Here is a 26,205-nt window from a genome sequence, read left to right as displayed (position 1 = left end):
GCCGTTGTTCACGACCCAATCAAAGCCCTCCCCTTGATGAGGAGGGTTTGGGTGGGGTGGAGGTCGCGGCGGACACCGTGCCGGCGGAAACTCCACCCCCACCAACCTCCCCCATCATGGGGGAGGCTTTGGGTCAGGATGAGGGTCAGGCTATGCGCGCATTCATCTTCCCCGGGCAGGGGAGCCAGACGGTAGGGATGGGCAAGGCGATGGCGGAGGCGAGCCGCGCCGCCCGCGACGTGCTCGAAGAGGTGGACGAGGCGCTCGGGCAGAAGCTGTCCGCGCTCATGGCCGAAGGGCCGCTCGACACGCTGACTTTGACCGAAAATGCCCAGCCGGCGATCATGGCCAATGCGATCGCGACCCTGCGCGCCTCCGGTCTCGACGTGGCGGAGAAGGCCGATTTCGTCGCCGGCCACAGCCTTGGGGAATATAGCGCCCTGTGCGCCGCCGGCGCCTTCGACCTGGCGACGACGGCCCGGCTGCTGAGGCTGCGCGGCCAGGCGATGCAGGCGGCGGTGCCGGTCGGCGAGGGGGCGATGGCGGCCCTGCTCGGCGCCAGCCTCGAAGTTGCCCAGGCCGTGGCCGAGGCGGCGGCGCAGGGCCAGGTCTGCACCGTCGCCAACGACAATGATCCCAGTCAGGTGGTCATCTCCGGCCATCGGACGGCCATCGAGCGGGCCCTGGACATCGCCAAGGAGAAGGGCGCCAGGCGCGCCGTCCTGCTGCCGGTGTCGGCGCCGTTCCACTGTCCCCTGATGCAGCCGGCCGCGGATGCGATGGCGGATGCGCTGGCCGGCGCCGCGCTCGCCTCGCCGGCGGTCCCGGTCTATGCCAACGTCACCGCCGCACCGGCCGGCCAGCCCGACGAGATACGCGAGCTTCTCGTGAGGCAGGTGACCGGCATGGTGCGCTGGCGCGAGAGCGTCGTCGCCCTATGGGAGGCCGGCGTCACCCAATATGTCGAACTGGGCGGCAAGGTGCTCGGTCCGATGGTCAAGCGCATCGCGCCCGACGCCACCGTGATCAGCGTGGTCACCCCCGACGACGTCGACGCGCTCGTCAGAGAAATTTAGGACTCCACAGAACAGGGCAGAAGAAATGTTCGACCTTTCAGGAATGACCGCGTTGGTGACCGGCGCTTCGGGCGGGATCGGTTCGGCGATCGCCAGAGGCCTGGCTGCCCGGGGCGCGCGTCTGGCCGTCTCCGGATCCAATGCCGAGAAGCTCGAGAGCTTCCGCGCCGACCTGGGCGGCGACCATGTTGCGCTCGCCTGCAACCTCTCCGACGCCGCCGCGGTCGACGCGCTGGTGCCGCAGGCGGTAGAGGCGCTCGGCAAGCTCGACATCCTCGTCAACAATGCCGGCGTCACCCGCGACAATCTCGCCATGCGCATGAAGGACGAGGAGTGGTCCGACGTCATCCGGATCAACCTCGAGGCCGCCTTCCGGCTGGCCCGCGCGGCTCTGAAGCCGATGATGCGCGCCCGCCACGGCCGCATCATCTCGGTCACGTCGGTGGTCGGCGCGACCGGCAATCCCGGCCAGGCCAATTACGCCGCCTCCAAGGCCGGGCTCGTCGGCATGTCGAAGGCGCTGGCGCAGGAGGTAGCGAGCCGCGGCATCACCGTGAACTGCATCGCCCCCGGCTTCATCCGCTCGGCGATGACCGATGGCCTTCCGGAGGCGCAGAAGGAAGCGCTGCTCGGCCGTATTCCGATCGGCAAGCTCGGCGAGGGCGAGGACATCGCCGCGGCCGCCGTCTATCTGGCGAGCCGCGAAGCCGGCTACGTCACCGGCCAGACCCTGCACGTGAACGGCGGAATGGCGATGATCTGAGCGCGGCTCCGCCGGCATCGTCGACGAGCACGGCGCGGCGCACGGCCAGCGCCAGCACGATCAGCGCGGTGATCTGGCCGGCCGGGACCAAAGTCAGCGTGGCGAGCGGCCGCGCGAACAAGGGCGCGATCCAGACCAAGGCGAGCAGCGACTTCTCGAAGCCGAGGAAGCCGCGCTGCCGCCCGTCCGCGACCAGGAAGGCGCAGCCGATGCCGAGCAGGACGAAATCATAGTCGAGCACGTAGGGCGTCGACAGGATGGCGGCAGCGGCGACGGCGGCACCGCGCGGGCCGGGGCCCGCGAACCGCGCGGTCCACAAGGCCGCGCCGATCGCGGCCGCGGAGGTCATTCCCTGGACCGCGTAGGCGAGGTCGACGCCGCCGCCCCACATCCGGATCATCGCGAACGGGCTCTGTATCTTGCCCCAGCCGGTGGCACCCGCCTCGATCACGATCTGCCGGGTCAGCGGCAGCGAATCGAGGAAGGCCTGCCAGACCGGCCATCCCCACAGCATCAGGGTGAGGGCGACGAGCGCGCCCGAGGAAAAGGCCGCGCCGGCGAAGGCCCGCCCGTTGCGCGTCACGAGCAGCAGGGGCGGGATGATCAGCGCGAATTGCGGCTTGTAGACCAGGCAGCCGAGGAGGAGGCCGGCCAGGAGGGGGCGCCGCTCGAGCAGCAGCAGCCCGCCGCCGAGCAGCGCGGCGGTAAGGAAGCCGTTATGGCCGTGAGCGAGGCAGACCAGGACCACCGGCGCAGCGAGCACCGGCGGCAGCGCATCGCGGTGGGGCAGGATGCGCCGGACCACGGCAAGGGCTCCCGCCAGGGAGGCGCCCTGCCAGACGGCAAGCGCGGCGAGATAGGGGAGGAAGCCGAGCAGGGCGGCGACCAGCAGGAAAGGCGGCGGATAATGCCAGCCGTAGAAGGGAACCTCCCGATCGGCATGGGCCTCCTGCTGGACCCGATGATGGGCGCCCCAGTCCCAGGCATCGGCGGCGCGCCCCTCGATCGCCATCCGGCCCGCGGTCCAGACATTGGAGAAATCCGTGCCGAGAGGTCGCCCCCACCGGTCGAGCGTGCCCTGCGAGGTCAGCAGCAGGAAGAGGAGGAAAAGGAGGCTCGCCGCGCCGGCCACGCGGGCGACGGCGCGGACGCGGTCGGCGGTCAGCCAGCTTCCGTCGGCGAGCGATCTCCACATGGCGCTCTCATGCCGCCGCCCAAGGCAAGGAATGGTTAACGGCGCTGCCATGACTGTCGCGGGATGCCGGCGTCTATGTCGGGGCGCGGATCATGATCGGACGGGCGCAGCGGGGCCTGCCGCTGCATTGACCGGGAAGCCACCGCGCCGATACCTTGCCGGAGCTTGGGGCCTTCGCGCGCGCCCCTTGCCAGCGGCGGTAGCGAGCGGCTAGGGCGGGCTCAACAAGACAGCCTCTAGGGAAAGGTGGACTATGAGCGAGACTGCCGAACGCGTGAAGAAGATCGTCGTCGAGCATCTGGGCGTCGAGGGCGACAAGGTGACCGAGGAAGCGAGCTTCATCGACGATCTCGGCGCGGACAGCCTCGATATCGTCGAGCTGGTCATGGCCTTCGAGGAGGAGTTCGGGGTCGAGATCCCGGACGACGCCGCCGAGAAGATCACGACCGTCAAGGACGCGATCGATTACATCGAGCAGAACAAGGCCTGAGGCTTCTCGCGAGGCCTGCCGGTCCGCCTGGAGGTGGCCGAGCCGAAAGTTGAAAAAGCGGCTCCCCGTCCTAGGTCGGGGGGCCGCTCGTCGTTAGGAGATAGCACGCATGCGCCGTGTCGTGATCACCGGTCTCGGACTCGTCACCCCTTTGGGTGCCGACGTCGAGACCAGCTGGAAGAACATCCTCGCCGCGAAGAGCGGAGCGGGCCGGATCACCCGGTTCGATCCGACGGACTATGCCTGCAAGATCGCCTGCGAGGTGAAGCCCGCCGATCATGAATATGGCTTCGACCCGAACAAGCGCGTCGACCACAAGGTCCAGCGCCAGGTCGATCCGTTCATCGTCTTCGGCATCGACGCGGCTGGCCAGGCGCTCGAGGATGCCGGCCTCACCGACATGAGCGAGGCGGAGCGCTATCGCGCCGGCGTGTCGATCGGCTCCGGCATCGGCGGGCTTCCCGGCATCGAGTCGGAATCGCTGGTGCTGCACGAGAAGGGGCCACGCCGGGTCAGCCCGCATTTCGTCCATGGCCGGCTGATCAACCTCACCTCGGGCCAGGTCTCGATCAAATATGGTCTCATGGGACCCAACCACGCCGTCGTCACCGCCTGCTCGACCGGCGCCCACTCGATTGGCGATGCCGCCCGGATGATCTCGATGGACGATGCCGACGTCATGCTCGCCGGAGGCTCGGAAGGGGCGATCTGCCCGATCGGAATCGCCGGTTTCGCCCAGGCGAGGGCGCTGTCGACAGCCTTCAACGACGAGCCCGAGCGGGCCAGCCGGCCCTATGACGTCGCGCGCGACGGCTTCGTGATGGGCGAGGGCGCCGGCGTCGTCGTGCTCGAGGAATATGAGCGGGCGAAGGCGCGCGGCGCGAAGATCTATGGCGAGGTGGTCGGCTATGGCATGTCCGGGGACGCCTATCACGTGACGGCGCCGCATCCGGAAGGCGCCGGCGGCTTCCGGGCGATGCAGATGGCGCTGCAGCGTGCCGGAATGAACCCGGGCGACATCGACTATATCAACGCCCACGGCACGTCGACGCCGCTCGGCGACGAACTCGAGCTCGGCGCGGTCCGTCGGCTGTTCGGCGACGCCATCGGCAACCTCTCGATGAGCTCGACCAAGTCCGCCATCGGCCACCTGCTCGGCGGCGCCGGCGCGGTCGAGGCGATTTACTGCCTGCTCGCGCTTCGCGATCAGATCGTGCCGCCGACGCTCAACCTCGACAATCCGAGCGAGGGTACCGCCGGGGTCGATCTCGTCCCCCACCATGCCAAGGAGCGTCAGGTTCGGGCGGTCATCAACAACAGCTTCGGCTTCGGCGGCACCAATGCCAGCCTGGTGATGAAGGCCGTCTGACTTGAGGCTCGGCTGTCTGGTCGCCTCCCGCTCCGCAAGAGCGGGAACGGACATGCGGGCGCAGCGATGATCCGCCGGTGAAGCGTTTCCTCCTCCTTTTCCTGCCTGCTCTCGCCTTGGTCGCTGCGGGGGCGGCGCTCTGGCTGCTGTGGGTGGGGCCGGGGCCGACCGAAGAGCCCAAGACGCTCATCGTCGCCCAAGGATCGAGCCTGGCCCGCGTCGCCGATCAGCTCGAGGAGGCCGGCGTCATCCGCGGCAATGCCACCAGCTTCCGCGCCTTCGCGCGGCTGCTCGGCTCGTCCGACCCGGTCCAGGCCGGCGAGTTCCTGATCCCGGCCCGGCTCAGCGCCGACGGGATCCTGAACCTTCTCCAGCATGGTCGGCCGGTGCAGAGGCTGGTGACCATTCCCGAAGGCATGCCGTCGGTGCTCGTCCACGAACGGCTGGCCCGCAATCCCTATCTGACCGGGGACATCCCGGTTCCCGCGGAGGGGTCGGTCCTTCCCAACAGCTACAGCTTCCAACGCGGCGAAAGCCGGGCAGCCGTGCTCGGGCGTATGCAGGCGGCGATGCGCGCCGAGCTGTCCCGCCTGTGGGCGCAACGCCGGCCGGATATCGCGGTGTCGACGCCACGGGAGGCGATCATTCTCGCCTCGATCGTGGAGAAGGAGACGGCCAAGCCATCCGAGCGGCGGATGGTGGCCGGCGTCTATACCAACCGGCTGAAGGCGGGCATGCCGCTCGGCGCCGATCCCACGGTCATCTATCCGGTGACGCGTGGGCGCCCGCTGGGCCGCCGCATCCTCCGCTCGGAGCTGCGGGCCGACAATGGCTACAACACCTATGTCCGGGCCGGCCTGCCCGTCGGTCCGATCGCCAATCCCGGCCGCGCGTCGATCTCGGCCGTGCTCAATCCGGAGACGACCGACGCACTCTATTTCGTCGCCGACGGCACCGGCGGCCACATCTTCGCGAGGACGCTCCAGGAGCACAATGCCAATGTCGCCCGCTGGTACGCGATCCGGCGCGCGCGCGGCGAGATGTGAGGGCCGGGCAAGGGGGCCGACACGCTTGGATCGGATCGTGATCCTGATAGCATCGGATCATCCGGTCCAGCGTCAGATCTATCGAGATTTCCCGATGATCGAATAATCTCGTCCGACCAGAAATCGACTAGTCCAGCCAGCCTTTCTTCTCGCCGGTGGCGGCGAGCCGGACGAGGAGGAAGGCGATGGCGAGCACGCCGATGCCGAGGGGCTGGAGCCCGGCGCCGCTGGCCAGGAAAACCCATCCCCAGTCGATCGCGAGGGCGATGAGCGAGATCCAAAGGACGAGGCGCGACCATTCACGCGCCAGGGCCAGTCCGAACGAGCCGATGGCGCCGGCAAAGACCCCGACGGCGTAGGCGCCGGAGACCCAGAAGGGCATGGCGATGCCAGGCGCGGGTGGCGCGAAGACGCCTCCCAGGATGCCGACATGACCGAAATAGAAGGCCACGCCGACCAGGTTCCAAAGCAAGGCGATGAACCCGACGAGACGAAGCCAGCTGGGTGGCCTCGCGCCGATGACGTTGCTCATGTCCGCCCTCCCTGTTCCCCCGAACCGGAAGTTAACGTTTCGCGGGCGAAATGCAAATCAGCGCGCATCGGATGGCCCGGTGGGGCCAAGATGCCAGGGCGTTCATCGAAGCAGTGCCGGCAATTCTACTTGAGTGGGGGACCCATCTGCTTGTCGATGCGCCGCTTTCTCATGGCGAGGCGCGAATTCGAGGCCTTTGGCGGACTCAGAAGGAGAGTCTTCGGCGCTCCAGGCCGGGCCGGTCGAGCACGGCCACCGGATCCACCGTTACCTTGCCTGCGGCAGGGCAGGCGTGGATCATCAGCAGATCGTCGATCATCAGACCCGAATCGCCGTCGAACAGGATGAGATCGCCCCGTCGCAGCGGCACGCCGTCGGCGATCGGTTCTCCCAGCCCCCGCTGCTCGTCGGCAAAGCGCGGCGCGGCGAGGCCGCACAGCGCCAGCGAGAGCTGGACGAGGCCCGCGCCGTCGATGCCGTTGAAGCTGCGCCCGCCGGCCAGGTAGGGCGTGCCGATCAGCCGCTCCGCGACCACCACCGGATCCTCGTCATGCTCGTCGATGCGACGAAGATGGCTCAGCGACACGCAGCCATATTCGGTACCCAGGCACGCGCCCTGTTCGGTCCCGTGCAGCCTCGATCCCATCGGCAGCGAGGCCAGCACCGGCGAGGTCACCAAATCGTCGGCCGCCACCGGCGCGCATCTTTCGCAGACGATATGGGTCGGCGGACTGGGAGCGGCGAGTTCGATCGCCTCGACATAGCCGACGACATGGTCATTCTCGCAGAAGCCCCACGCCCACCCTCCGGCATATTCGAGCACCGCGAAGCCTTCGCCGGGAAGCAGTTCCGACGCGATTTCGGCGGCCGCATCGGGCTCGATGCGCACGAAAGTCGAATGGGCGCCGCAGCTGCGCATCACCGGCCGCGCATAATGCGGCGCGATCACCCGGCCCGCCAAGGCGATGTCGGCGAGATCGTGGCGATAGGCGTTGATGCGCGCATCCAGCGGCAGCGACGGTCCCGAAAGCCCGTAACGCTCAGCCGTGCTGGAGGATGAGCCCCCGTTCCCGGGCGACTTTCTTGCTGGAGCCGTCCTGCTCGAGATTGCGTTCGAAGCTTTCAAGGAATTCCTGTCCAACACTGGTCCTGGCGACGAAGACATTGCGGCGGTCGGTCTCATCGCGAACGCGGCGCAGATAGCCGAGCGAGCCGAGTGTGTTCAAGGCGCGCGTGATCACCGGCTTCGACACGCCCAATATATGGGCGAGGCCACGGACCGTGTGCGGACCCGGCGTGAGGTAGACGAGCAGCATCAGGGCCATCTGCCGGTTGGTCAGGTCCGGCTGACCAGACCGGACATAGTTGATCAGGGTGTGCATCCAGCTTCTGAGCGCTTGCTCCGACACGGCGCTTGCTCCGAAATGATTGGAGGAAAGGACGTTTCGGCAATTAAACCAGCAAGTACCCGTTTCGTTTCCGACCAATCCGGAATTCTGCTGAAAAATGAAGCACGATCCGCTTTTCCAGGCCAGATCCTAGCGCGGATAGCGGTTCCGGATCGCTTGCCAGGCGGCGCGAAGACCGAGAGCGTCGCCGCCCTTCGGTCGGCCCGGCTTGGCCGCGGATCGCCATGCGAAAGTGTCGAAATGGGCCCAGGCCGTTCCTTCCGGCACGAACCTCTGCAGAAAGAGGGCCGCCGTGACCGCGCCGGCCATCGGCGCCTCCGAGACGTTGCCGAGATCGGCGATGTCGGACGACAGCATGTCGTCATAGGGCTTCCACAACGGCATCCGCCAGAGCGGATCGGACACGGCGGTGCCGCATTCGAGCAGCGTCGCGGCAAGACTGTCCTCGTTGGCGAAGAGAGCCGGCAGGTCGGGGCCGAGCGCGATCCGCGCCGCCCCGGTCAGCGTCGCGAAATCGAGGATCAGCTCCGGCTCCCTTTCGGCGGCGAGCGTGAGCGCGTCGGCGAGGATGAGGCGCCCTTCCGCATCGGTATTGCCGATCTCCACGCTGAGGCCCTTGCGGCTGCGCAGCACGTCGCCCGGTCGGAACGCGGCACCGGAAACGGCATTCTCGACCGCCGGGACGACCAGGTGCAGCCGCACCGGCAGGTTCGCCTTCATCACCAGCCGGGCCAAGGCGAGGGCGTGCGCCGCCCCGCCCATGTCCTTCTTCATCAGCCGCATGCCCGCGGACGGCTTGATGTCGAGGCCTCCCGAATCGAAGCAGACGCCCTTGCCGACCAAGGCGATGCGGGGATGGCGCTGGTCGCCCCATTCCAGCTCGATCAGCCGGGGTCCCCGCTCCGGCGCCGCCGCGCGGCCGACCGCTGCCACCATCGGGAAGCCAGAGTCGAGCGCCTCGCCGGTCGTCGTGCGGATCCGTGCGCCGAATTCGGCGGCGACCTCCTCGGCGGCCGATTGCAGCTCCGCCGGCCCGAGATCGCCTGCCGGCATGTTGACGAGATCGCGGACCAGGTAGACCGAGCCGGCAATGTCGACGGCTTCGCCAACCCGGGCCGGATCGTCGGTGAGCAGCACGCGAGGCCCTTTCGGTTCCTTCGCCACGCGGTAGCGGTCGAAGCGATACTGGCCGAGCAGCCAGCCCAGCATCGCCGGCCCGGGACTGCGGCCCTCGACCCGATAAGTCCCTTCCGGCAGGGATTCCGCGGCCTTGGCCAGGCACCAGGGGCTGAGCTCGTCGACATTGGCGACTCCGAGCACGGCCGACCAGCCGTCGCGCTCGCCCGGCAGCACGGCGAGCTGGAAACCGTCGCCCCTGAAACCCTGGGCCTGCGCCGCCTGGCGGGCGCGATCGGGCTGGGCCGCGAGCCAAGCGTCGAAACACTTGCGGTCGACGAGCTGGAGCGGCGTGGCCGGCTGCCCGCGGTCGGGCTGGAGGAGGTCGGCGAGGTCTGGCATGCTGGTCCCCTATCACCATCGGGACGGGGGGTTCAAATGCGGCGAATCCTGTTGTGTCTGCTGGCCATTCTCGCCGGCGCGTGCTCGCTGCGCGGGGCCCTGGAGACGATGACGGCGCCGGAGGATCGCGCCTTTGCGCAGGAGGTGGTCGAGCGGTTGCGGCGCGGCGATCAGGCCTGGCTGCAGCGGCATTTCGATCCGGAGCTCTGGGCGCAAAGCGCGAAGCAGCTACCGCAGGTGCCGTCCCTGTTCCCGGCGGACGCCGGCACGACCGAGATCACCAGCTTCCAGACGTCGACTTCGGTCGCCAACGGAGCGACCCGGCGCGAGCGGCGATTCACCCTGGTCACCCATGGCGGGGGGCGATGGACCGTGACCAGCTTCCAGACCTATTCGGTCGGCGGGCCAGACCGGATCGTCCAGTGGCAGGTCGTTCCCCACGAGACCGCGCCGCCCGAGCTGCGGATGCTCGATGCCGTCGACCGGGCGCTACCCTGGATCTGGGGCGGACTGCTTTTCCTCGTCGCGGCCATCGCCGCGCTGATCTTCTGGCTGATGCGGCGCAGCCGCCGCCGGCGCGACGCTCAGAGCGGAACGCCGTAAAGATCATGCTCGTCGGCATCCTCGACCAGAAGCTCGACGATGTCGCCCGGAGCGAGATGGCCAGCGTCGCGGAGATGGACCTCGCCGTCGATCTCGGGCGCATCCGCCTTGGAGCGGCCGGTCGCGCCGCCTTCCTCGCCGACGGCGTCGATGATCGCCGAGATCCTGCGGCCGACCTTGGCCTGCAGCTTTGCGGCGGAGATGGCGGCACTCGTCGCCATGAAGCGCTCGTAACGCTCCTGCTTCACCTCTTCGGGGACGATGCCCGGAAGATCATTCGCCGCGGCGCCCTTGACCGGCTCGAACTTGAAGGCGCCGACCCGGTCGAGCTGGGCCTCGTCGAGCCAATCGAGCAGGTAGGCGAAATCCTCCTCGGTCTCGCCGGGGAATCCGACGATGAAGGTCGATCGGATCGCGATGTCCGGGCAGATGTCGCGCCAGCGCCGGATCCGCTCCAGCACCTTGGCCTCGTTCCCCGGCCGCTTCATCGCGCGCAGCACCTTCGGGCTGGCATGCTGGAAGGGGATGTCGAGATAGGGCAGCACCAGCCCCTCGGCCATGAGGGGGATGACCTGGTCGACGTGCGGATAGGGATAGACGTAGTGGAGGCGCACCCAGGCGCCGAGCCTGCCGAGCTCGCGGGCGAGGTCGGTCATGTGGGCGCGCACCTCGCCACCATGCCAGGGCCAGGCGGCATGGCGGAGGTCGACGCCGTAAGCCGACGTGTCCTGGCTGATGACCAGCAGCTCCCTCGTGCCCGCCGCGACCAGCTTCTCGGCCTCGCGCAGGACCGCGTCGGGTCGGCGGCTGACCAGGTCCCCCCGAAGCGAGGGGATGATGCAGAAGGCGCAGCGATGATTGCAGCCCTCCGAGATCTTCAGATAGGAATAATGGCGCGGGGTCAGCTTCAGGCCGGCATCGGGGACCAGGTTCAGATAGGCCGAGGGCGGCATCGGCGCCGCGACATGGACGGCCCCGACCACTTCCTCATATTGCGCGGCGCCGGTGACGGCGAGCACGTCCGGGAAGCGCGCGCGAATGACGTCCGCTTCCTTTCCCATGCAGCCGGTGACGATCACCCGTCCGTTCTCGGCAATCGCCTCGCCGATCGCGGCGAGGCTCTCCTCCTTGGCGGAATCGAGGAAGCCGCAGGTATTGACCAGCACGACGTCGGCGCCGGCATAGTCCGGCGAGAGCGCGTAGCCGTCGCTCCTGAGCTTGGTCAGGATGCGCTCGGAATCGACCAGCGCCTTCGGGCAACCGAGCGAGACCATGCCTACTTTGGGCGGGGAGGGAAGCTCTATTTCCATGAGAGGCGCGCGACATAGTGTCTCGACTCGGAAATGTCACCGGGCGTGCCTCGATTGTCGCACCTGACCGCTCGACCAGTCTTGGTACGGTCGACCTCGGCGGCTAGTGAAACGGCACGCGGCGAAGAGGAGGATCGGGGTGCGTCTCATCATGATGGGCGGGATTGCGGTAGGGTTCTTCCTCGCCTTCCTTCCCGATCAGCCCGTTGCCGCCGTTCCGGGCATGTCCCAGTCCGCTACCGGAAGCGAGTCCGCTCGCTGGCAGCGCCACGCCGCCCTGGTCACCATCGCGCGCGACGAGTGGGGGATCGCCCATGTCCGTGGGCGGAGCGACGCCGACGCGGTGTTCGGCATGATCTATGCGCAGGCCGAGGATGACTTCAATCGCATCGAGACCAACTATCTGACCGCGCTCGGCCGGCTGGCGGAAGCCGAAGGGGAGGGGGCGGTCTGGCAGGATCTTCGGCAGCGGCTGTTCATCGATCCTGCCGATCTCCGGGCGCGCTACGCCGCCAGCCCGGAATGGCTTCGCCAGCTGATGACCGCCTGGGCGGACGGGCTCAATTTCTACCTCCACTCCCATCCCGAGGTGCGCCCGCGCGTTCTGACCCGCTTCGAGCCGTGGATGGCGCTGAGCTTCTCCGAAGGAAGCATCGGCGGCGACATCGAGCGGATATCCTTACCCGCGCTGGAGGCCTTCTACGCGCGGCGCGCCGCGCCGCCGGGCCCGGAAGCACGGCTCGCCGACCGGGAGCCGACCGGGTCGAACGGAATCGCCATCGCGCCGGCACTCACGGAGGCGGGGCGGCCGCTGCTGCTCATCAACCCGCATACCAGCTTCTTCTTCCGCGCCGAGCTGCAGATGACGAGCGAGGAGGGGCTGAACGCCTATGGCGCCGCAACCTGGGGCCAATTCTTCGTTTATCAGGGGTTCAACGACCGCGCCGGCTGGATGCACACGTCGAGCGGGGTCGATGTCGTCGACGAGTATCTCGAGACGATCGTTCGCCGCGACGGCCGGTTCTTCTACCGCTACGGGCGCGAGGAGCGACCGGTCGAGACGTCGAGCGTGACGATCGCCTACCGGACCGCCGAAGGCGGGCGGGCGGAGCGCCGGTTCGACGTTCATCACACCCATCATGGGCCGATCGTCCGGCAGGAAGGCGACCGGTGGGTCAGCGTCGCGCTGATGCACCGGCCGGTCGAGGCGCTGAGCCAGTCCTTCCTGCGCACCAAGGCGCGCACCTTTGCGGACTATGCGCGGGTCATGGAGCTGAAGGCGAACAGCTCGAACAATACCATCTATGCGGACGCCGACGGCAATATCGCCTATCTCCATCCCCAGTTCGTGCCCCGGCGCGACGACCGCTTCGACTTCACCCGACCCGTCGACGGCAGCGATCCCGCGACCGACTGGCGGGGCCTGCACGAACTCGGCGAGCTTCCCCGGCTGCACAACCCGTCCAACGGCTGGATCCAGAACACCAACAACGCCCCCTGGTCGGCCGCCGGAGTGCACAGTCCGCGCGCGGCCGACTTTCCCCGATACATGGACATGTTTGGCGAGAATCCGCGCGGCGTGCATGCGCTGCGCCTGCTCGAAGGCTCCGGAGGGTGGACGCTCGACCGGCTCCAGCAGGCGGCCTACGATCGCTGGTTGCCGGCTTTCGAGACGCTGATCCCGAGGCTTGCCGAAGCCTGGGACCGGGCCGATCCGTCGGCCGAGCGAAGGCGCCGCCTCGCCGATCCCGTGCGGCTGCTGCGCGAGTGGTCCCGGAGCTGGTCGACCGACTCGGTCGAGACCTCGCTCGCGGTCTTCTGGGGCGAGGCGCTGCTTGAGCGGGCGTCGGACGGCCGCTGGGGCCCCGGCATGACCAGCTACGAGGCGATGGCGGCGCTACCGCCCGAGCGGCTGTTCGACGCGCTCGACGACGCGATCGGCCGGCTGGAGCGCGACTTTGGCCGCTGGCGAATCCCTTGGGGCGAGATCAATCGCTTCCAGCGGCTCACGGGCGACATCGTCCAACCGTTCACGGACGATGGCCCGAGCCTTCCGGTCGGATTCCCGTCGGCGCGGTGGGGAACGCTCGCTTCCTTTGGCGCCCGATCATGGCCGGGAACGCGGCGCTGGTACGGCACCAGCGGCAACAGCTTCGTCGCCGTCGTCGAGTTCGGCGATCGCCCGCGGGCACGGGCGGTGAGCGTGGGCGGCCAGAGTGGCGATCCGCGCTCGCCGCATTTCAATGACCAGGCGGCGCGCTACGCCGCCGGCGATCTGCGACCGGTCCATTTCGAGCCGGACGACGTCGCGGCAAATGCGAGGCGCACCTACCGTCCCGGCGAATGATCTCTATTTCAGCGTCGGCGTGGTATAATTGGCATGGCCGGGCGGCACCTTGAACGCGGCCTCGCGGCTGACGCTGGGGACAATCTCGACGATCCGGTCGCCGGCTCGGAGCTGCTCGCAATCCCGTTCCCAAAAGCCGATCGGCTGTCCGCTGCGATAGACCCGAAGGCCCAGTCCCGTCGTGATCTGGGCCAGTGGCTTACCATATTCCTCGGGTCGTGCCTCGCGCTCGGCCAGCCGGACCCGGCCCTGGGTCGAAGCCAGGTCGGCGATATAGTCGGCGATGTTGGGACCATGAGCGGAGCCGGCGAGGAGCAGTCCCGCGAAGCTCACCGGATTGATGACGGTGGTGGCACCGGCCTGGCGGGCGGGAAGCTCATTGTCCTCGGCTCTCACCGCGATGCTGATCTTGAGGTCGGGAGCGAGATGCCGGGCCGTCAGGCAGATCAGGATCGAGGTATCGTCGCGGCCGGCGGAGATGATCAGCACCTTCGACTGCGCTACCCGCACGGCTTCCAGCGTCTTGTCTCGAGTCGCATCACCCTGGAGCACGGCGCAGCCGAGCGACTCGGCCGAAGCGATCGCCGCCGGGTCCGGGTCGACGACCACGATGCAGTCCGATTTCGTGCCGCGGGCGATCAACTCGACGACGGCCTCGGAGCCGCTCGTGCCGAAGCCGGCGATGACGACATGGTCGGTGAGCTTCTTCTGTATGCGCGCCATGATCCAGCGGTCCCAGGTTCGCCGCAGCACGAACTGATAGGCCGTGCCGAGGAAGATCAGAATGAAGAAGATGCGGATCGGCGTCACCACCAAAGCATCGAAGGTCCGTGTGTGCGGTGAGATGGGGACGATGTCGCCGTAGCCGGTCGTCGTGATGCTCACCGCGGTAAAGTAGATGACGTCGCTGAACGTGATGTGCCCGTCGAGATTGTCGCGCAGGCCGTCACGCTCGAACCAGTGAACGGCGACGACGAAGACGAGCATGACGACCACCAGCGCGATCCGCCAGGCGAACGAGACCCAGGGGGATGTTCGCGACTTCCGGCGCAACGTCAGCAGCTCGGGCCCGGTCGGGCGCAGGCTCATGCGCCGTAGCGTCCCGCGAGCTCGGCCATCGAGCCTTCATGCGTGAGATCGAGATGGAGCGGCGTCACCGCAACGTAGCCATCGGCGACCGCCTCGAGATCGGTGGTGTGCCCCGGCGTGTGCAGGACCGGACGCAGACCGAACCAGTAATAATTGTAGCCCCGCGGATCGGTGCGCCGGTCGATATGGAGCCGGCCGTAATCGCGAATGCCCTGCCTGACCACGCGAATGCCGCGCACCTCGCTCGGCGGCAGCGCCGGGAAGTTGACGTTGACCAGCGTCCGCGGCGCCATCGGCCGGCCGATCAGCGGGCGCAGCACCTCGTCCGCCCAGGCTTCGGCGGCGGCGAACGGGACCGTATCGCCCATGCCCTCGCGGGGATAACCCTGGCTCAGCGCGATCGAAGGGATACCGGCGAGCGCGCCCTCCATCGCCGCCGAGACCGTGCCCGAATAGGTCACGTCCTCGCCCAGATTGGCGCCGCGATTGACGCCCGCGAGGATGAGGTCGGGCGGCGCGTCCTTCATGATCCACGCGATCGCCATCATCACCGCGTCGGTCGGCGTTCCGGTGACGCAGAATCGCTTGTTGCCGAGCTTGCGTAGGCGCAGCGGCATGGAGAGGGTGAGCGAGTGTCCGGCGCCGGATTGTTCCTCGGTCGGCGCAACGACCCAGACGTCGTCCGAGAATTCGCGAGCAATGCCTTCCAGCACCTCCAGCCCGCGCGCATTGACGCCGTCGTCGTTGGTGAGGAGGATCCGCATCGGCTTCGGCTTAGGGGCATTACCCGTTTCGAGGCAAGGCCGCCGCCCGCAACATCCGCTGCGTTCTCGCGTTCATCCGGACAAGCTATCGCAAGGAGGAAAGAATGCGGGTCCCGCACAACAGTTGCGTTCTCGTCGCCGACGGCCGGAAGATGCTCTTCTTCCGCAACGAAGGAGACGGCGAGTATCCGAATCTGGAAGTCGAGCGGAAGCGGGAGGAGGAGAATCCCGCGGATCATGTCCAGGGCACCGATCGGCCCGGCCGCTCGTTCGTCAGCGCCGGCTCGCCTCGGACCGGCAGTGCGGTCAGCGCCGGCGCGAACAATCGCAGCGCTTTTTCGGAGACCGACTTCCACCAGCTCCAGGAGGACCGGTTCGCCGCGGAGGCCGCGGAGCTGCTGAAGGAGAGGGCGCTGAGGAACGACTTCGACGCCTTGATCGTGGTCGCTCCGCCGAAGACCCTGGGCGAGCTTCGCAAGCATTATCACAAGGAGGTGGAGAAGCGACTGTCCGGGGAAATCGCCAAGGATCTCACCAACATGCCGGTCGAGGAGATCGAGAGGATATTGCAGGCGGAATGAGCGGCTCCAAGCGGACGCGAAGAGGCCCCGCCGGCCGTGCCGGCGGGGCCCTTTTCATCCGTCGTGAACGTTCAGTCCTGGTTGCGCCGGGCGAGCCGCCGCCGTGCCACCAAGGCCGCCGCCGCCGCGCCGAAGAGCAGCAGCATCGGCGGTGCCGGAACCGGATGGCCGCCGGTCGAGGTCGAGCCATGGCCGCCGCTCGAGGTCGAGCTGGAGGTCGACGAGCTGGTGCTGGAGCTGGTGCTCGAGCTCGTGCTGGAGCTGGTGCTCGAGCTGGTACTCGTGCTCGATCCGCCGGTGCTCGACGAGGTCGAGGTGCTCGTCGCCCCGAAGCTGCTCGATGAAACGATGCCGCTCGACGTCGAGATGTTGATGGTCGTCCGGCCCCCGCTGGAGCTTCCGCCGAAGAAGCCGCCGCTGAAGAAGCCGCCGCCGAATCCGCCACCGCTGCTGCCGCCGATCACGATCGGCACGCCGCTGCTGCCGCTGCTCGCCACCGCGACGGGCGGCGGCGGCGGCGGCGGCACGAACATCGGCGGAACGATGGTTCGCGTCGTGGTGACCGTCTGGGGCGTGGCGGCGCAGGCCACACGCCGGACGGTGCGGCGAACGGTGCGGCGCTGAGCGCTCCGGACCTGCCCCTTCGCCTTTGCGTGGCTGACCACCGCCGGCCGCTGCGGCGGGTTTTCGGCGACATGGACGGCACCGCCGCCGATGATCGCTCCGCCGCAAGTGCAGGCGCAGAGTTTCGCCAAAGCCATTCTTACTGACATAACCTGCATCCCGTTCCTGCCGGCCCCTTCATTGGCATCGCGCCAATATCCAGCACCGCTATGGTCTAGGCAGGAGATGCAAACGTTCGGTTTAAGCGCAAGCGCGTTAACCATCTTCATGCCCGGAATCGGGCCGTTTCGGCCTCTACATGGATCTTCCGTCCCATTACAGAACAGGCCGGCGTGGCGAATGAACGAATTCAGGGCGCCGCGCGATCAGCACTTTGGTTAACGGCCCCGGCTCCGCTTCGGCGCGAATCGGTTCGGCGGGCAAAGGCGATCCCCCGTCCGAACCGTGCGAGGTCAAGGAGAAAAATGGATTTTCGGGCTGTTTGAGTGACTTGTGCTTGACCCTCGCCATCTGTATAGGCCCGGACTGGGGCGGGAGGCAAAATTTTCAGGACATATGCGCCCGCACCCTGTCCGGCACGCCAATTGCGTCGCCGAGGCATCGCCCGCTCGGCATTGCCGGGAGACGAGGAGTGGAGGGGTATGGCAACGGCTCACAGTGACGCGTTGAATCCGCAATTTGGCGGTGGCTATCGGCCAAGCGCCAATGAAGAGTTCATGAACCCGGAGCAGCTGGCCTATTTCAGGAGCAAGCTGCTCACATGGAAGGACGAGATTCTCAAGGAATCACGCGAGACGATGACGGCTCTCGCGAGCGGGCCGCTTCAGGAGGCCGACCTGACCGACCGCGCCTCGAGCGAGACCGACTGGGGCATCCACCTGCGTACGCGTGATCGCCAGCGCAAGCTCATCGCCAAGATCGATGCCGCGCTGCGCCGTATCGAGACCGGCGAATATGGCTTCTGCGAGGTGAGCGGCGAGCCGATCTCGCTGGCGCGGCTCGAGGCGCGGCCGATCGCGACGATGACGGTCGAAGCCCAGGAGCGCCACGAGCGCAACGAGCGGATCTCTCGCGACGACTGATACGAGAAACGCCGCCTCGGGAGCCCGGGGCGGCGTTTTTTCTCGGGTTTCGTCCGGCGAGGCCGGCCCGGGCTGCGAGCCGGCCGGCGCGGATGGTCAGAGGCCCGAAATCTCCTCCTTGACCCTCAGTTTCTCCTTCTTGAGTCGGGCGAGTGTCGCCGCGTCGGGCATTGGGCGCTGGCTTTCTTCACTGATCCGGGCCTCGAGACCCGCATGCTTGGCCTGAAGAGCCGAAACGTGCGCCTGGTGCATACCCATCTCCTTCTTCTTGGACTGTTCAAGTCTAACCCGCGGACCGCGCCTTGTCTCCCTCGATCCGATGGCCGAACAGATATGTACGACAAGCGGTTGAGGGATTATCAATGCCCGATTGACCCGATGAGGAGCGAGGGCAACTCATGGAAAGGTACGACTCGGCCTATCTGGATCCGGCTTCGCGACTCGCCGGCCTGCGTACGGAGCACAGGGATCTCGACGCCGCTATCGACGCGCTGCGCAGCATGGCGGCGCCGGACCAGCTCCAGCTGGCGCGCCTGAAGAAACGCAAGCTGAGATTGAAGGACGAGATTGCGGTAATCGAGGACATGGCCGTCCCGGACATCATCGCCTGACTTGAGGCGGTAGCTTCTGCCGTCTCGCCTGTCCCTCGACCGGACAAGTCGGCCGCAAGGCGCAAGTCCCTGGTTTTTCCCGTTTCCGCGGAAAGGGCCCTGTGGCATGGGGGCGCCATGGCCGACGACGAACCCCACGCGCAACTGACGTCCAAGCTGGTGGACTCGCTCTACGTGGAGGCGATGCTGCTGGCGGACGAGGCGCGCGGCTATTTCGACAGCGCCGCCCGCGACGATCGGCTCGCTCTCGATGCGGCCGATCGCGTCGGCTTCTCGTGCGAGTCGCTTAAGGTGACGACGCGGCTGATGCACATCATCGCCTGGCTGCTGACGCAGCGCGCCGTCGCAGCGGGCGAGCTGACGCCGCACCAGGCGGGTGAGCCCGATCGCCGGCTCGGCACCGGCCCGACCAGCGACGAGGACTTGCTGCCGCGCCTTCCGGGACCGGCGGCCGCCCTGATCCGTTCCAGCGAAGAGCTCTATGAGCGCATCCGCCGCATCGACGAGGGCCGATTCGGCGAAGCGCCGCATGCCAGCCCGGCGCGCGGCCTCCTGAGCCGGCTCGAACGATCGCTCTGACGACTGCGGGCTGGCCCAAAGACACTTGCCTGGGCCCGCCGCGCTGCGCAAAGGCAACGGGCTCAGGGTCGTGCCGTTCGCCACGGCGGCCGCGCGACCGGATACGGGAGGCGATATGGTCATGGAGATGGCCGGCGGCTGCGCCTGCGGACGGATCCGCTACCGCGCGACGATCGAGAATGACGATGCCTATCTGTGCCATTGCCGGATGTGCCAGCGCGCCACCGGCGGCGTGTCCGTCGCCTTCAAGGGCGTGCGCAAGGCCGACGTTTCCTGGCAGGCGGAGCCCGACTGGTATGTCTCCTCGCCGATCGCTCGAAGGCCCTATTGCCGTGACTGCGGAACGTCGCTGGGCTTCGCCTTCCCGGACAGCGACCATATGGACCTGACCATCGGATCGTTCGACGATCCTTCGCGGTTCCGGCCGGCGCACCATTTCGGGGCAGAGAGCCTTCACCGCGCCTGGCTCAATACCGAGGGCCTGCCGGAATATCGCACCGAAGACCACAAACCCGTGGTCGACAGATGGATGACCGCTCTTGGCAAGCTCCCCGACTGACCGAAGCTTCGTCGCCGCCGACGGTTGCCGCCTGGCCTGGCACGAACTGGGCGAGCCGGGTGCGCGCGCCGTGCTGCTGCTCCATGGGCTCTTCTCCAACGCCGAGACGAACTGGATCAGGTTCGGCCATGCCGCCGCGATCGCGGCGCGCGGCCTCCGCGCGATCATGCCGGATCTGCGGGCGCATGGCGACAGCGATGGCCCGCATGATCCCGCCGCCTATCCCCCCGACATCCTGGCCGAAGACGGCCTGGCGCTGATCCGTCATCTCGGCCTCGAAGACTATGATCTCGGCGGCTATTCGCTGGGCGGCCGCACCGCCGTCCGGATGGTGGCGCGCGGGGCGAGGCCGGCGCGCCTCGTGGTCGCCGGCATGGGGCTGGAAGGCTTGCTCGATACCGGCGCCCGCTCCGACCATTTCAAGCGGATCCTCGAGGGATTGGGGACCCATAAGCGCGGCTCGCCGGAATGGATGGCCGAGGCCTTCCTGAAGACCACCGGCGGCGACCCCAAGGCGCTGCTGCCGCTGCTCGACAGCTTCGTCGACACGCCCGAAGACGTGCTGCGCGGCTTTGAAATGCCGGTCCTCGTCCTCTCCGGCACCGATGATCACGATAACGGCTCGTCGGAGGCGCTCGCCGCCCTGCTCCCCCACGGACGCCATGTCGAGGTGCCGGGCAACCATATGAGCGCCGTCACCAAGGCCGATCTCGGCCGCGCCATCGCCGATTTCCTCGCCTCTTGACCAGCATGCGGCGGCGGGCGCAGGAGCGGCGCAGTTCCTGAAAGCAAGGATGAGGACGTCATGATCAAGAGCAGCGTTTCGCGGCTGGCCATCGCTATCGGCGCCTGTCTCGCGGTCGCCTGCACCGCCGCCGTCGCCGGCGGGCAGACGCCGGCGGCCGAGGCCGCGCCGGCCCGGCCCAAGTCGGGTACGCCGACCGTCGCCGAGGCCGATGCCTTCGTCGCCGCCGCCGAGCGCGAGTTGGCCGGCTTCTCTGTCCTGAACAGCCGCGCCCAGTGGGTGAACTCGACCCACATCACGCTGGACACCGACGCGCTCGCCGCCCATTTCGGAACGATCGGGACCGAGATGGGTGTCCGGCTCGCCGGCCAGGCGGCGCGCTTTCAGAATGTCCCCGGCCTGAGCTTCGACACCCAGCGCAAGCTGAACATCCTGCGCAGCGGGCTCGTCCTCCCGGCGCCGACCACCGAAGGCGCCGCGGCCGAGCTCAACCGCATCTCCACCGACCTTCAGTCGCAATATGGCCGCGGCCGCGGCACGATGGCTGGCGAGACCCTGACCGGCAACGAGATCGAGGCGCGGATGGGCACCGTGCGCAACCCCGAGCAGCTTCGCGAGATGTGGACCAGCTGGCACGACAATGTCGGCGCGCCGATGCGCGAGCCCTATGCCCGCCTCGTCCAGATCTCGAACGAGGGCGCCCGCGAGCTCGGCTTCGCCGACACCGGTGCGATGTGGCGGTCCAAATACGACATGAGCCCGGAGGAGTTCGCGGCGCTGACCGAGCGGCTCTGGAACGAGGTTCGGCCGCTCTACGAGGAAATCCATTGCTTCGCCCGCGCCGGGCTCAACCGCCAATATGGCGACGAGGTCCAGCCGGCGACCGGACCGATCCGTGCGGACCTGCTCGGCAATCTCTGGGCGCAGGAATGGGGCAATATCTACGACGTCGTCGCGCCGGGCGGATCCGGTGCGGCGCCGTACGACCTGACCCAGCTGCTCGAGCAGGCGAACTACACGCCGGAGCGGATCGTCCGCCAGGGGGAATCCTTCTTCAGCTCGCTCGGCTTCGCACCGCTGCCCGAGACCTTCTGGGAGCGGTCGATGATCACCCAGCCGCGCGACCGCGAGGTGATCTGCCACGCTTCCGCCTGGAACGTGGACAATGTCGAGGACCTGCGCATCAAGATGTGCACCCGGGTCAATGCCGACGATTTCGTCACCGTCCACCACGAGCTCGGACACAATTACTACCAGCGCGCCTACAACCAGCAGCCCTATCTCTTCCTCGACAGCGCCAATGACGGCTTCCACGAGGCGATCGGCGACATGATCGCGCTTTCGGTAACTCCCGAATATCTCGTGCAGATCGGGCTGCTCCAGCAGAACCAGCTGCCGAGCGAGGAGCAGGATCGTTCGCTGCTGCTGCGCCAGGCGCTGGACAAGATCGCCTTCCTGCCGTTCGGCCTGCTCGTCGACCGCTATCGCTGGGGGATCTTCTCCGGCGACATTCAGCCGGCCCAGTATCAGGCGGCGTGGGACAGGATGCGGCTGCAATATCAGGGGATCGTCCCGCCCGCCGAACGGACCGAGCGGAATTTCGACGCCGGTGCCAAATATCACGTCCCGGCGAGCGTGCCCTACACCCGCTACTTTCTCGCCCGCATCCTCCAGTTCCAATTCTACAAGGCGGCCTGCGACATTTCCGGCTGGGAGGGGCCGCTCCACCGCTGCTCCTTCTACGGCAATCGCGAGGTCGGCCGGCGCCTGAACGAGATGCTTGAAATGGGCGCGTCGCGGCCGTGGCCGGAAGCTCTGGAGCGGTTCACCGGTACGCGCGAGATGTCCGCCCAGCCGATGATCGAATATTTCCGGCCGCTGCTGGGATGGCTGCGCGAGCAGAATCGGGGACAGCGTTGCGGGTGGTGAGGGCCGCGGTGCCGCTGTCGTCGCCGAGCCCGGCCCGCATTCGCCACGGCTCGGCCTAGGCGGCGGCAGCCGGGACATTGCCCGCGCCGGCGGGGAGGGGCACAGCCACTCCCCGAAACGATCGGAGGTATCGATGCGAGCCGCACTCGCCCTGCTCATTTTCGTGGCGGCGCCAAGCGCGGCGGGGGCCCAGGCCGCGCCCGCCCGCTGGAACCCGGCGGCGCCGGAGAACCGGCAGGTCCTGCCGACCTTCAACTACGCCACGGTCGAATCCGTGCTGGCCTCGATCGGTGCGCGCGGCGAGCGGCGCGGCACGCCCGACCGGCCGGCATTGGCCGTGACCCTTCCGAACAATCGCCGGGCGGCCATCCTGTTCGGCAGTTGCGAGCGCCAGGGCGCGGCCTGCAAGGCGATCAGCATCCAGGCGGTCTGGACGCGGCCGGCGAACGTCAGCGCCGAGCGGATGAGCGAGAATATCGGTGCCTTCAACCGCCGCTACGCCTTCGCGCGAGCCTTCCTGACCGCGGACGGGCGGCCGGCGCTGACGCGCTATCTCACCGCGGACTTCGGTTTCGTTCGCGGCAATCTCGCGGTGAACCTGCTGGTCTTCGCCAATCAGTCGGAGCGCTTCGCCGCCGAGGTGCTGCGCTAGCGGGCTCCGCTCCGATTCAATCGGAACGGCCGCTCCAGGCTATTGGATAGGCGCGATTATCGAGTCTTCAGACGATATGATCTGACTTCAAGTCGCGCTAGCGAATGTCTTTTTGGGTCGATCCCCGTCTCTCTCGGCCGCTACCGCCCGGACCGCCCCGATTTGTGGCCGCCGCCATGCGCCAGCTCGCACGCCGTCGCCGCCGTCTTCATGACCGGACTGAGCGGACGCCCCGGATCGACCTGGTTGCGGCGCGCAATCTCCCGCGCGTTCCAGACCGATCGAGGGTCCGTCTCCTGGCTGCCGCTTTCACCCATCGCACGCTTCTCGCATCAACAAGGGAGACGGAATCAATGCGTCGCGAGGGGTGAAAGTTGCATGAATTGGCGCGGGGCGCCTCGCCGCCGGGGCGGCTCGTCAGAGTTGGCCGATCATATATTCCGCCGCGGACACCTTGAACGCGCCCGGCTCCTCGACGTTGAGCTCGCGGACGACGCCATCGTCGACGATCGCCGACCAGCGCTGGCCGCGCTCGCCCATGCCGAACTTCGACGCGTCCATGGTGAGCCCGAGCGCGCGGGCGAAGTCGCCATTGCCGTCTGCGAGCATCGTCACCTTGCCTTCCGCGCCGGCCGACTGACCCCAGGCCTGCATCACGAAGGCGTCGTTCACGGCGACGCAGGCGATCTCGTCCGCGCCCTTCGCCTTGAGCTCGTCGGCCTTCTCGACGAAGCCCGGCAGGTGCTTGGCCGAGCAGGTCGGGGTGAAGGCGCCCGGCACCGAGAAGAGGGCGACCTTGCGGCCGGCGAAGAAGGCATCGGTGTCGATCTGCTGCGGACCGTCCGCGCCGGCCTTCAGCAAAGTAGCCTGGGGAATCTTGTCGCCGACCTTGATCGTCATGTCTTTCTCCGTTCGTTCGCGGGCTTGCGCCGCTTCCGGGGTTCGTCCGGGCCAGCCGGTGCGCCGTCGCTCTACCAACACGGCCCGCATCCGCAAAGACGCAAAGGCCTGTCGCCGGGCGGCGCGCCGGCCTATAGGGCGGCGATGGAATCTCCGAGGTTTCTCAGCGGCCAATTGCTGCTCGCCATGCCCGGGATCGGCGATCCGCGGTTCGAGAAGGCGGTGATCGCGATGTGCGTCCATGATGAGGAGGGTGCGCTCGGCATCGGCCTTGGACGCGTGATTCCCCGGCTCGGCTTCCACGCGCTGCTCAAGCAGCTGGACATCGAGCCGGGCTCCGCGCCGGACGTGGCCATCCACCAGGGCGGCCCGGTCGAACCGCAGCGGGGCTTCATCCTCCACACGCCGGACTGGGGCGGTCACGAGAGCGTCCAGGTCGGCGACCAGTGGGTGCTGTCCGCCACGCTCGACATCCTCAAGGCGATCGCCGAGGGGAAGGGGCCGAGCCGCTGGGTTGCCGCACTCGGCTATGCGGGCTGGGGTCCAGGCCAGCTCGACCAGGAAATGGCCCGCCACGGCTGGTTCGTCACGCCGGCCGGCGACGAGCTCCTCTACGGCTGCGACACCGCGGCGCGCTGGACGGCGGCGTTCCGGAGCGCGGGGGTCGATCCACGGCTCCTGACCGCGGAATCCGGCACCGCCTGACCCCTCGGCATCTCACATATAAAGAGTTCTTTATATTTGCATTTGCAGTGCCGCGTCGCTAGATGAGGCGCATGACCGCCCGCCGATGCCGGCGGTTTTTCACCTTTCGGGAGAACTTCCTTGGCGACGCAGCCCCAGCCCAGCTTCAATGATTATGTCGTCCGCGACCTGTCCCTGGCCGAGTTCGGCCGCAAGGAGATCGAGATCGCCGAGACGGAAATGCCGGGCCTGATGGCGCTGCGCGACGAATATGGCGCTTCCAAGCCGCTCAAGGGCGCGCGGATCACCGGATCGCTCCACATGACGATCCAGACCGCGGTGCTGATCGAGACCCTGGTCGACCTCGGCGCCGAGGTGCGCTGGGCCAGCTGCAACATCTTCTCGACCCAGGACCATGCCGCCGCGGCGATCGCCGCCCGCGGCATTCCCGTCTTCGCCATCAAGGGCGAGACGCTCGAGGAATATTGGGACTATGTCGACCGCATCTTTGCCTGGGGCCCCGACGGGAGCTACAGCGAGACGACCAACATGATCCTCGACGACGGCGGCGACGCCACCATGTTCGCGCTGTGGGGCGCGCGCATCGAGGCCGGCGAGGCATTCCCCGAGGCGACCAACGAGGAAGAGGAGATCTTCCAGAAGGTGGTTCGCCGGCGCATCGAGCAGTCGCCGGGCTTCCTCACGCGGAGCGTCGAGGCGATCCGCGGCGTGTCCGAGGAGACCACGACGGGAGTCCACCGCCTCTACGAGCTCAGCAAGAAGGGCAAGCTTCCCTTCCCGGCGATCAACGTCAACGACAGCGTCACCAAGTCCAAGTTCGACAATCTCTACGGCTGCCGCGAGAGCCTGGTCGACGCCATCCGCCGCGCCACCGACGTCATGCTTTCCGGCAAGGTCGCCTGCGTTGCCGGCTTCGGCGACGTCGGCAAGGGCTCGGCGGCATCGCTGCGGCAGGGCGGCGCGCGCGTCATCGTCACCGAAGTCGATCCGATCTGCGCGCTGCAGGCGGCGATGGAGGGCTATGAGGTGGTGACGATGGAGGACGCCGCGACCCGCGCCGACATCTTCGTCACGGCGACCGGCAACATGGACGTCATCACGCTCGATCACATGCGGTCGATGAAGAACATGGCGATCGTGTGCAACATCGGCCACTTCGACAGCGAGATCCAGATCACCGCGCTGAACAACATGAAATGGACCGAGATCAAGCCGCAGGTCGACGAGGTCGAGTTCCCCGACGGCAAGAAGATCATCGTCCTGGCCAAGGGTCGCCTGGTCAACCTGGGCTGCGCCACCGGCCATCCCAGCTTCGTGATGAGCTCGTCCTTCACCAACCAGGTGCTGGCGCAGATCGAGCTGTGGACGAAGTCCGACCAGTACAAGAATGACGTCTATGTCCTCCCCAAGCATCTCGACGAGAAGGTCGCGGCGCTTCACCTCGACAAGCTCGGCGTCAAGCTCACCACGCTGAGCGAGCGCCAGGCCGACTATATCGGCGTTCCGGTCGAAGGTCCGTTCAAGCCGGATCACTATCGCTACTGACCTCCGCGCCAGCGATTCAAGAGCAGCCGCCGTGGCCATAGGGCCACGGCGGCTGTTTTCATTTCTCCCAAGCGGGTTCGCCAAGTTCGCAAGCGCGGACATTCAATTCGCAAGGCCGGTCAGGCTTTGTCGAAAAGCGCTCCCGCTTGGTCGAAGCCGTCGTCTTCTCCCCCTGTCGGACG

29 protein-coding genes are annotated in these 26,205 nt (G+C 67.6%); 18 read left to right on the top strand and 11 right to left on the bottom strand.

Annotated elements, in window-relative coordinates; genetic code table 11:
• Positions 1–152 precede the first annotated feature (152 nt).
• On the top strand, positions 153–1,076 hold the full coding sequence (gene fabD, locus DDE10_RS03855; RefSeq protein WP_114951359.1) for an ACP S-malonyltransferase: 924 nt from the start codon (positions 153–155) through the stop codon (positions 1,074–1,076).
• A gap of 25 nt (positions 1,077–1,101) precedes the next feature.
• A complete protein-coding gene (gene fabG, locus DDE10_RS03850) occupies positions 1,102–1,839 on the top strand; it encodes a 3-oxoacyl-[acyl-carrier-protein] reductase (protein WP_114951358.1) in 738 nt (245 codons plus the stop codon).
• Here the strand turns inward: fabG and DDE10_RS03845 are convergent.
• Positions 1,793–3,034: a glycosyltransferase family 87 protein gene (locus DDE10_RS03845; protein ID WP_114951357.1), complete on the bottom strand. Its 1,242-nt coding sequence runs from the start codon at positions 3,032–3,034 to the stop codon at positions 1,793–1,795. The two genes, fabG and DDE10_RS03845, sit on opposite strands and share 47 nt — an antisense overlap.
• Positions 3,035–3,287: 253 nt before the next feature.
• Here DDE10_RS03845 and DDE10_RS03840 point away from each other — a divergent pair, with 253 nt between their 5' ends.
• The 3 genes from DDE10_RS03840 (at position 3,288) to mltG (ending at position 5,939) form a co-directional block, all read left to right on the top strand.
• Positions 3,288–3,524, top strand: a complete 237-nt coding sequence (locus DDE10_RS03840; protein ID WP_114951356.1) for an acyl carrier protein — start codon at positions 3,288–3,290, stop codon at positions 3,522–3,524.
• A gap of 109 nt (positions 3,525–3,633) precedes the next feature.
• Complete coding sequence (fabF, locus tag DDE10_RS03835; RefSeq protein ID WP_114951355.1) at positions 3,634–4,893, top strand: beta-ketoacyl-ACP synthase II; 1,260 nt, start codon at positions 3,634–3,636, stop codon at positions 4,891–4,893.
• 77 nt (positions 4,894–4,970) lie between these two features.
• A complete protein-coding gene (gene mltG / locus DDE10_RS03830) occupies positions 4,971–5,939 on the top strand; it encodes an endolytic transglycosylase MltG (protein ID WP_114951354.1) in 969 nt (322 codons plus the stop codon).
• 127 nt (positions 5,940–6,066) lie between these two features.
• On the opposite strand, the gene DDE10_RS03825 is transcribed toward mltG, so the two are convergent.
• The 4 genes from DDE10_RS03825 to DDE10_RS03810 form a co-directional block, all read right to left on the bottom strand.
• On the bottom strand, positions 6,067–6,471 hold the full coding sequence (locus DDE10_RS03825; protein WP_114951353.1) for a hypothetical protein: 405 nt from the start codon (positions 6,469–6,471) through the stop codon (positions 6,067–6,069).
• A 205-nt stretch (positions 6,472–6,676) separates the two neighbouring features.
• On the bottom strand, positions 6,677–7,420 hold the full coding sequence (locus DDE10_RS03820; protein ID WP_162806266.1) for a C40 family peptidase: 744 nt from the start codon (positions 7,418–7,420) through the stop codon (positions 6,677–6,679).
• 91 nt (positions 7,421–7,511) lie between these two features.
• Positions 7,512–7,853: a MarR family winged helix-turn-helix transcriptional regulator gene (locus DDE10_RS03815; RefSeq protein ID WP_114951351.1), complete on the bottom strand. Its 342-nt coding sequence runs from the start codon at positions 7,851–7,853 to the stop codon at positions 7,512–7,514.
• Positions 7,854–8,009: 156 nt separating this feature from the next.
• Positions 8,010–9,398: a leucyl aminopeptidase family protein gene (locus DDE10_RS03810; RefSeq protein WP_114951350.1), complete on the bottom strand. Its 1,389-nt coding sequence runs from the start codon at positions 9,396–9,398 to the stop codon at positions 8,010–8,012.
• Positions 9,399–9,434: 36 nt separating this feature from the next.
• Here DDE10_RS03810 and DDE10_RS03805 point away from each other — a divergent pair, with 36 nt between their 5' ends.
• Entirely contained in the window at positions 9,435–10,001 is a 567-nt protein-coding gene (locus tag DDE10_RS03805) for a hypothetical protein (RefSeq protein ID WP_162806264.1), read from the top strand.
• On the opposite strand, the gene rimO is transcribed toward DDE10_RS03805, so the two are convergent.
• The gene (rimO, locus tag DDE10_RS03800; RefSeq protein WP_114951348.1) at positions 9,983–11,311 is read right to left on the bottom strand and encodes a 30S ribosomal protein S12 methylthiotransferase RimO; all 1,329 of its coding nucleotides are present in this window, start codon (positions 11,309–11,311) and stop codon (positions 9,983–9,985) included. The two genes, DDE10_RS03805 and rimO, sit on opposite strands and share 19 nt — an antisense overlap.
• Positions 11,312–11,534: 223 nt before the next feature.
• Here rimO and DDE10_RS03795 point away from each other — a divergent pair, with 223 nt between their 5' ends.
• Entirely contained in the window at positions 11,535–13,658 is a 2,124-nt protein-coding gene (locus tag DDE10_RS03795; protein WP_114951723.1) for a penicillin acylase family protein, read from the top strand.
• A gap of 3 nt (positions 13,659–13,661) precedes the next feature.
• Here the strand turns inward: DDE10_RS03795 and DDE10_RS03790 are convergent, their stop codons facing one another.
• Positions 13,662–14,747 (bottom strand): potassium channel family protein, encoded by a 1,086-nt coding sequence (locus DDE10_RS03790; RefSeq protein ID WP_114951347.1) that lies wholly within the window; start codon positions 14,745–14,747, stop codon positions 13,662–13,664.
• Positions 14,744–15,511, bottom strand: coding sequence for a 5'/3'-nucleotidase SurE (gene surE, locus DDE10_RS03785; protein WP_114951346.1), 768 nt, complete (start codon positions 15,509–15,511; stop codon positions 14,744–14,746). The genes DDE10_RS03790 and surE overlap by 4 nt, the downstream gene beginning before the upstream one ends.
• 104 nt (positions 15,512–15,615) lie before the next feature.
• On the opposite strand from surE, the gene DDE10_RS03780 reads away from it, so the two are divergent.
• The 3 genes from DDE10_RS03780 to dksA all read left to right on the top strand — a co-directional run bounded on the left by DDE10_RS03780 (position 15,616) and on the right by dksA (position 17,798).
• On the top strand, positions 15,616–16,092 hold the full coding sequence (locus tag DDE10_RS03780; RefSeq protein ID WP_114951345.1) for a host attachment family protein: 477 nt from the start codon (positions 15,616–15,618) through the stop codon (positions 16,090–16,092).
• Between the two features lie 63 nt (positions 16,093–16,155).
• Entirely contained in the window at positions 16,156–16,716 is a 561-nt protein-coding gene (locus DDE10_RS23310) for a hypothetical protein (RefSeq protein ID WP_162806261.1), read from the top strand.
• A 641-nt stretch (positions 16,717–17,357) separates the two neighbouring features.
• Entirely contained in the window at positions 17,358–17,798 is a 441-nt protein-coding gene (dksA, locus tag DDE10_RS03770) for an RNA polymerase-binding protein DksA (protein WP_114951343.1), read from the top strand.
• 96 nt (positions 17,799–17,894) lie between these two features.
• On the opposite strand, the gene DDE10_RS03765 is transcribed toward dksA, so the two are convergent.
• On the bottom strand, positions 17,895–18,050 hold the full coding sequence (locus DDE10_RS03765) for a YdcH family protein (RefSeq protein ID WP_114951342.1): 156 nt from the start codon (positions 18,048–18,050) through the stop codon (positions 17,895–17,897).
• A gap of 146 nt (positions 18,051–18,196) precedes the next feature.
• Here DDE10_RS03765 and DDE10_RS03760 point away from each other — a divergent pair, with 146 nt between their 5' ends.
• The 6 genes from DDE10_RS03760 (at position 18,197) to DDE10_RS03735 (ending at position 22,873) form a co-directional block, all read left to right on the top strand.
• On the top strand, positions 18,197–18,409 hold the full coding sequence (locus DDE10_RS03760) for a YdcH family protein (protein ID WP_114951341.1): 213 nt from the start codon (positions 18,197–18,199) through the stop codon (positions 18,407–18,409).
• Between the two features lie 117 nt (positions 18,410–18,526).
• On the top strand, positions 18,527–18,988 hold the full coding sequence (locus DDE10_RS03755) for a DUF1465 family protein (RefSeq protein WP_114951340.1): 462 nt from the start codon (positions 18,527–18,529) through the stop codon (positions 18,986–18,988).
• 115 nt (positions 18,989–19,103) lie between these two features.
• Complete coding sequence (locus DDE10_RS03750; RefSeq protein ID WP_114951339.1) at positions 19,104–19,547, top strand: GFA family protein; 444 nt, start codon at positions 19,104–19,106, stop codon at positions 19,545–19,547.
• Entirely contained in the window at positions 19,528–20,292 is a 765-nt protein-coding gene (locus DDE10_RS03745) for an alpha/beta fold hydrolase (RefSeq protein ID WP_114951338.1), read from the top strand. The genes DDE10_RS03750 and DDE10_RS03745 overlap by 20 nt, the downstream gene beginning before the upstream one ends.
• 60 nt (positions 20,293–20,352) lie before the next feature.
• Positions 20,353–22,221, top strand: a complete 1,869-nt coding sequence (locus DDE10_RS03740; protein ID WP_114951337.1) for a M2 family metallopeptidase — start codon at positions 20,353–20,355, stop codon at positions 22,219–22,221.
• Between the two features lie 133 nt (positions 22,222–22,354).
• Positions 22,355–22,873 carry a YbjN domain-containing protein gene (locus tag DDE10_RS03735; protein WP_114951336.1) on the top strand — a complete coding sequence of 173 codons (519 nt, stop codon included), beginning with the start codon at positions 22,355–22,357 and terminating at the stop codon, positions 22,871–22,873.
• A 140-nt stretch (positions 22,874–23,013) separates the two neighbouring features.
• Here the strand turns inward: DDE10_RS03735 and DDE10_RS23305 are convergent, their stop codons facing one another.
• On the bottom strand, positions 23,014–23,190 hold the full coding sequence (locus tag DDE10_RS23305) for a hypothetical protein (protein WP_162806259.1): 177 nt from the start codon (positions 23,188–23,190) through the stop codon (positions 23,014–23,016).
• Between the two features lie 100 nt (positions 23,191–23,290).
• On the bottom strand, positions 23,291–23,773 hold the full coding sequence (locus DDE10_RS03730) for a peroxiredoxin (RefSeq protein ID WP_114951335.1): 483 nt from the start codon (positions 23,771–23,773) through the stop codon (positions 23,291–23,293).
• Positions 23,774–23,917: 144 nt separating this feature from the next.
• Here DDE10_RS03730 and DDE10_RS03725 point away from each other — a divergent pair, with 144 nt between their 5' ends.
• Together DDE10_RS03725 and ahcY are read left to right on the top strand one after the other, a co-directional pair.
• Entirely contained in the window at positions 23,918–24,478 is a 561-nt protein-coding gene (locus DDE10_RS03725; protein WP_114951334.1) for a YqgE/AlgH family protein, read from the top strand.
• 120 nt (positions 24,479–24,598) lie between these two features.
• Positions 24,599–26,023, top strand: a complete 1,425-nt coding sequence (ahcY, locus tag DDE10_RS03720; protein ID WP_114951333.1) for an adenosylhomocysteinase — start codon at positions 24,599–24,601, stop codon at positions 26,021–26,023.
• Positions 26,024–26,205 lie beyond the last annotated feature (182 nt).

The sequence above is a fragment of the Sphingosinicella terrae genome (genome assembly GCF_003347635.1).
Classification (GTDB): domain Bacteria; phylum Pseudomonadota; class Alphaproteobacteria; order Sphingomonadales; family Sphingomonadaceae; genus Allosphingosinicella; species Allosphingosinicella terrae.
The sequence above is the reverse complement of the archived record's forward strand: the minus strand, read 5'-3'. Positions and strand labels throughout refer to the sequence as shown.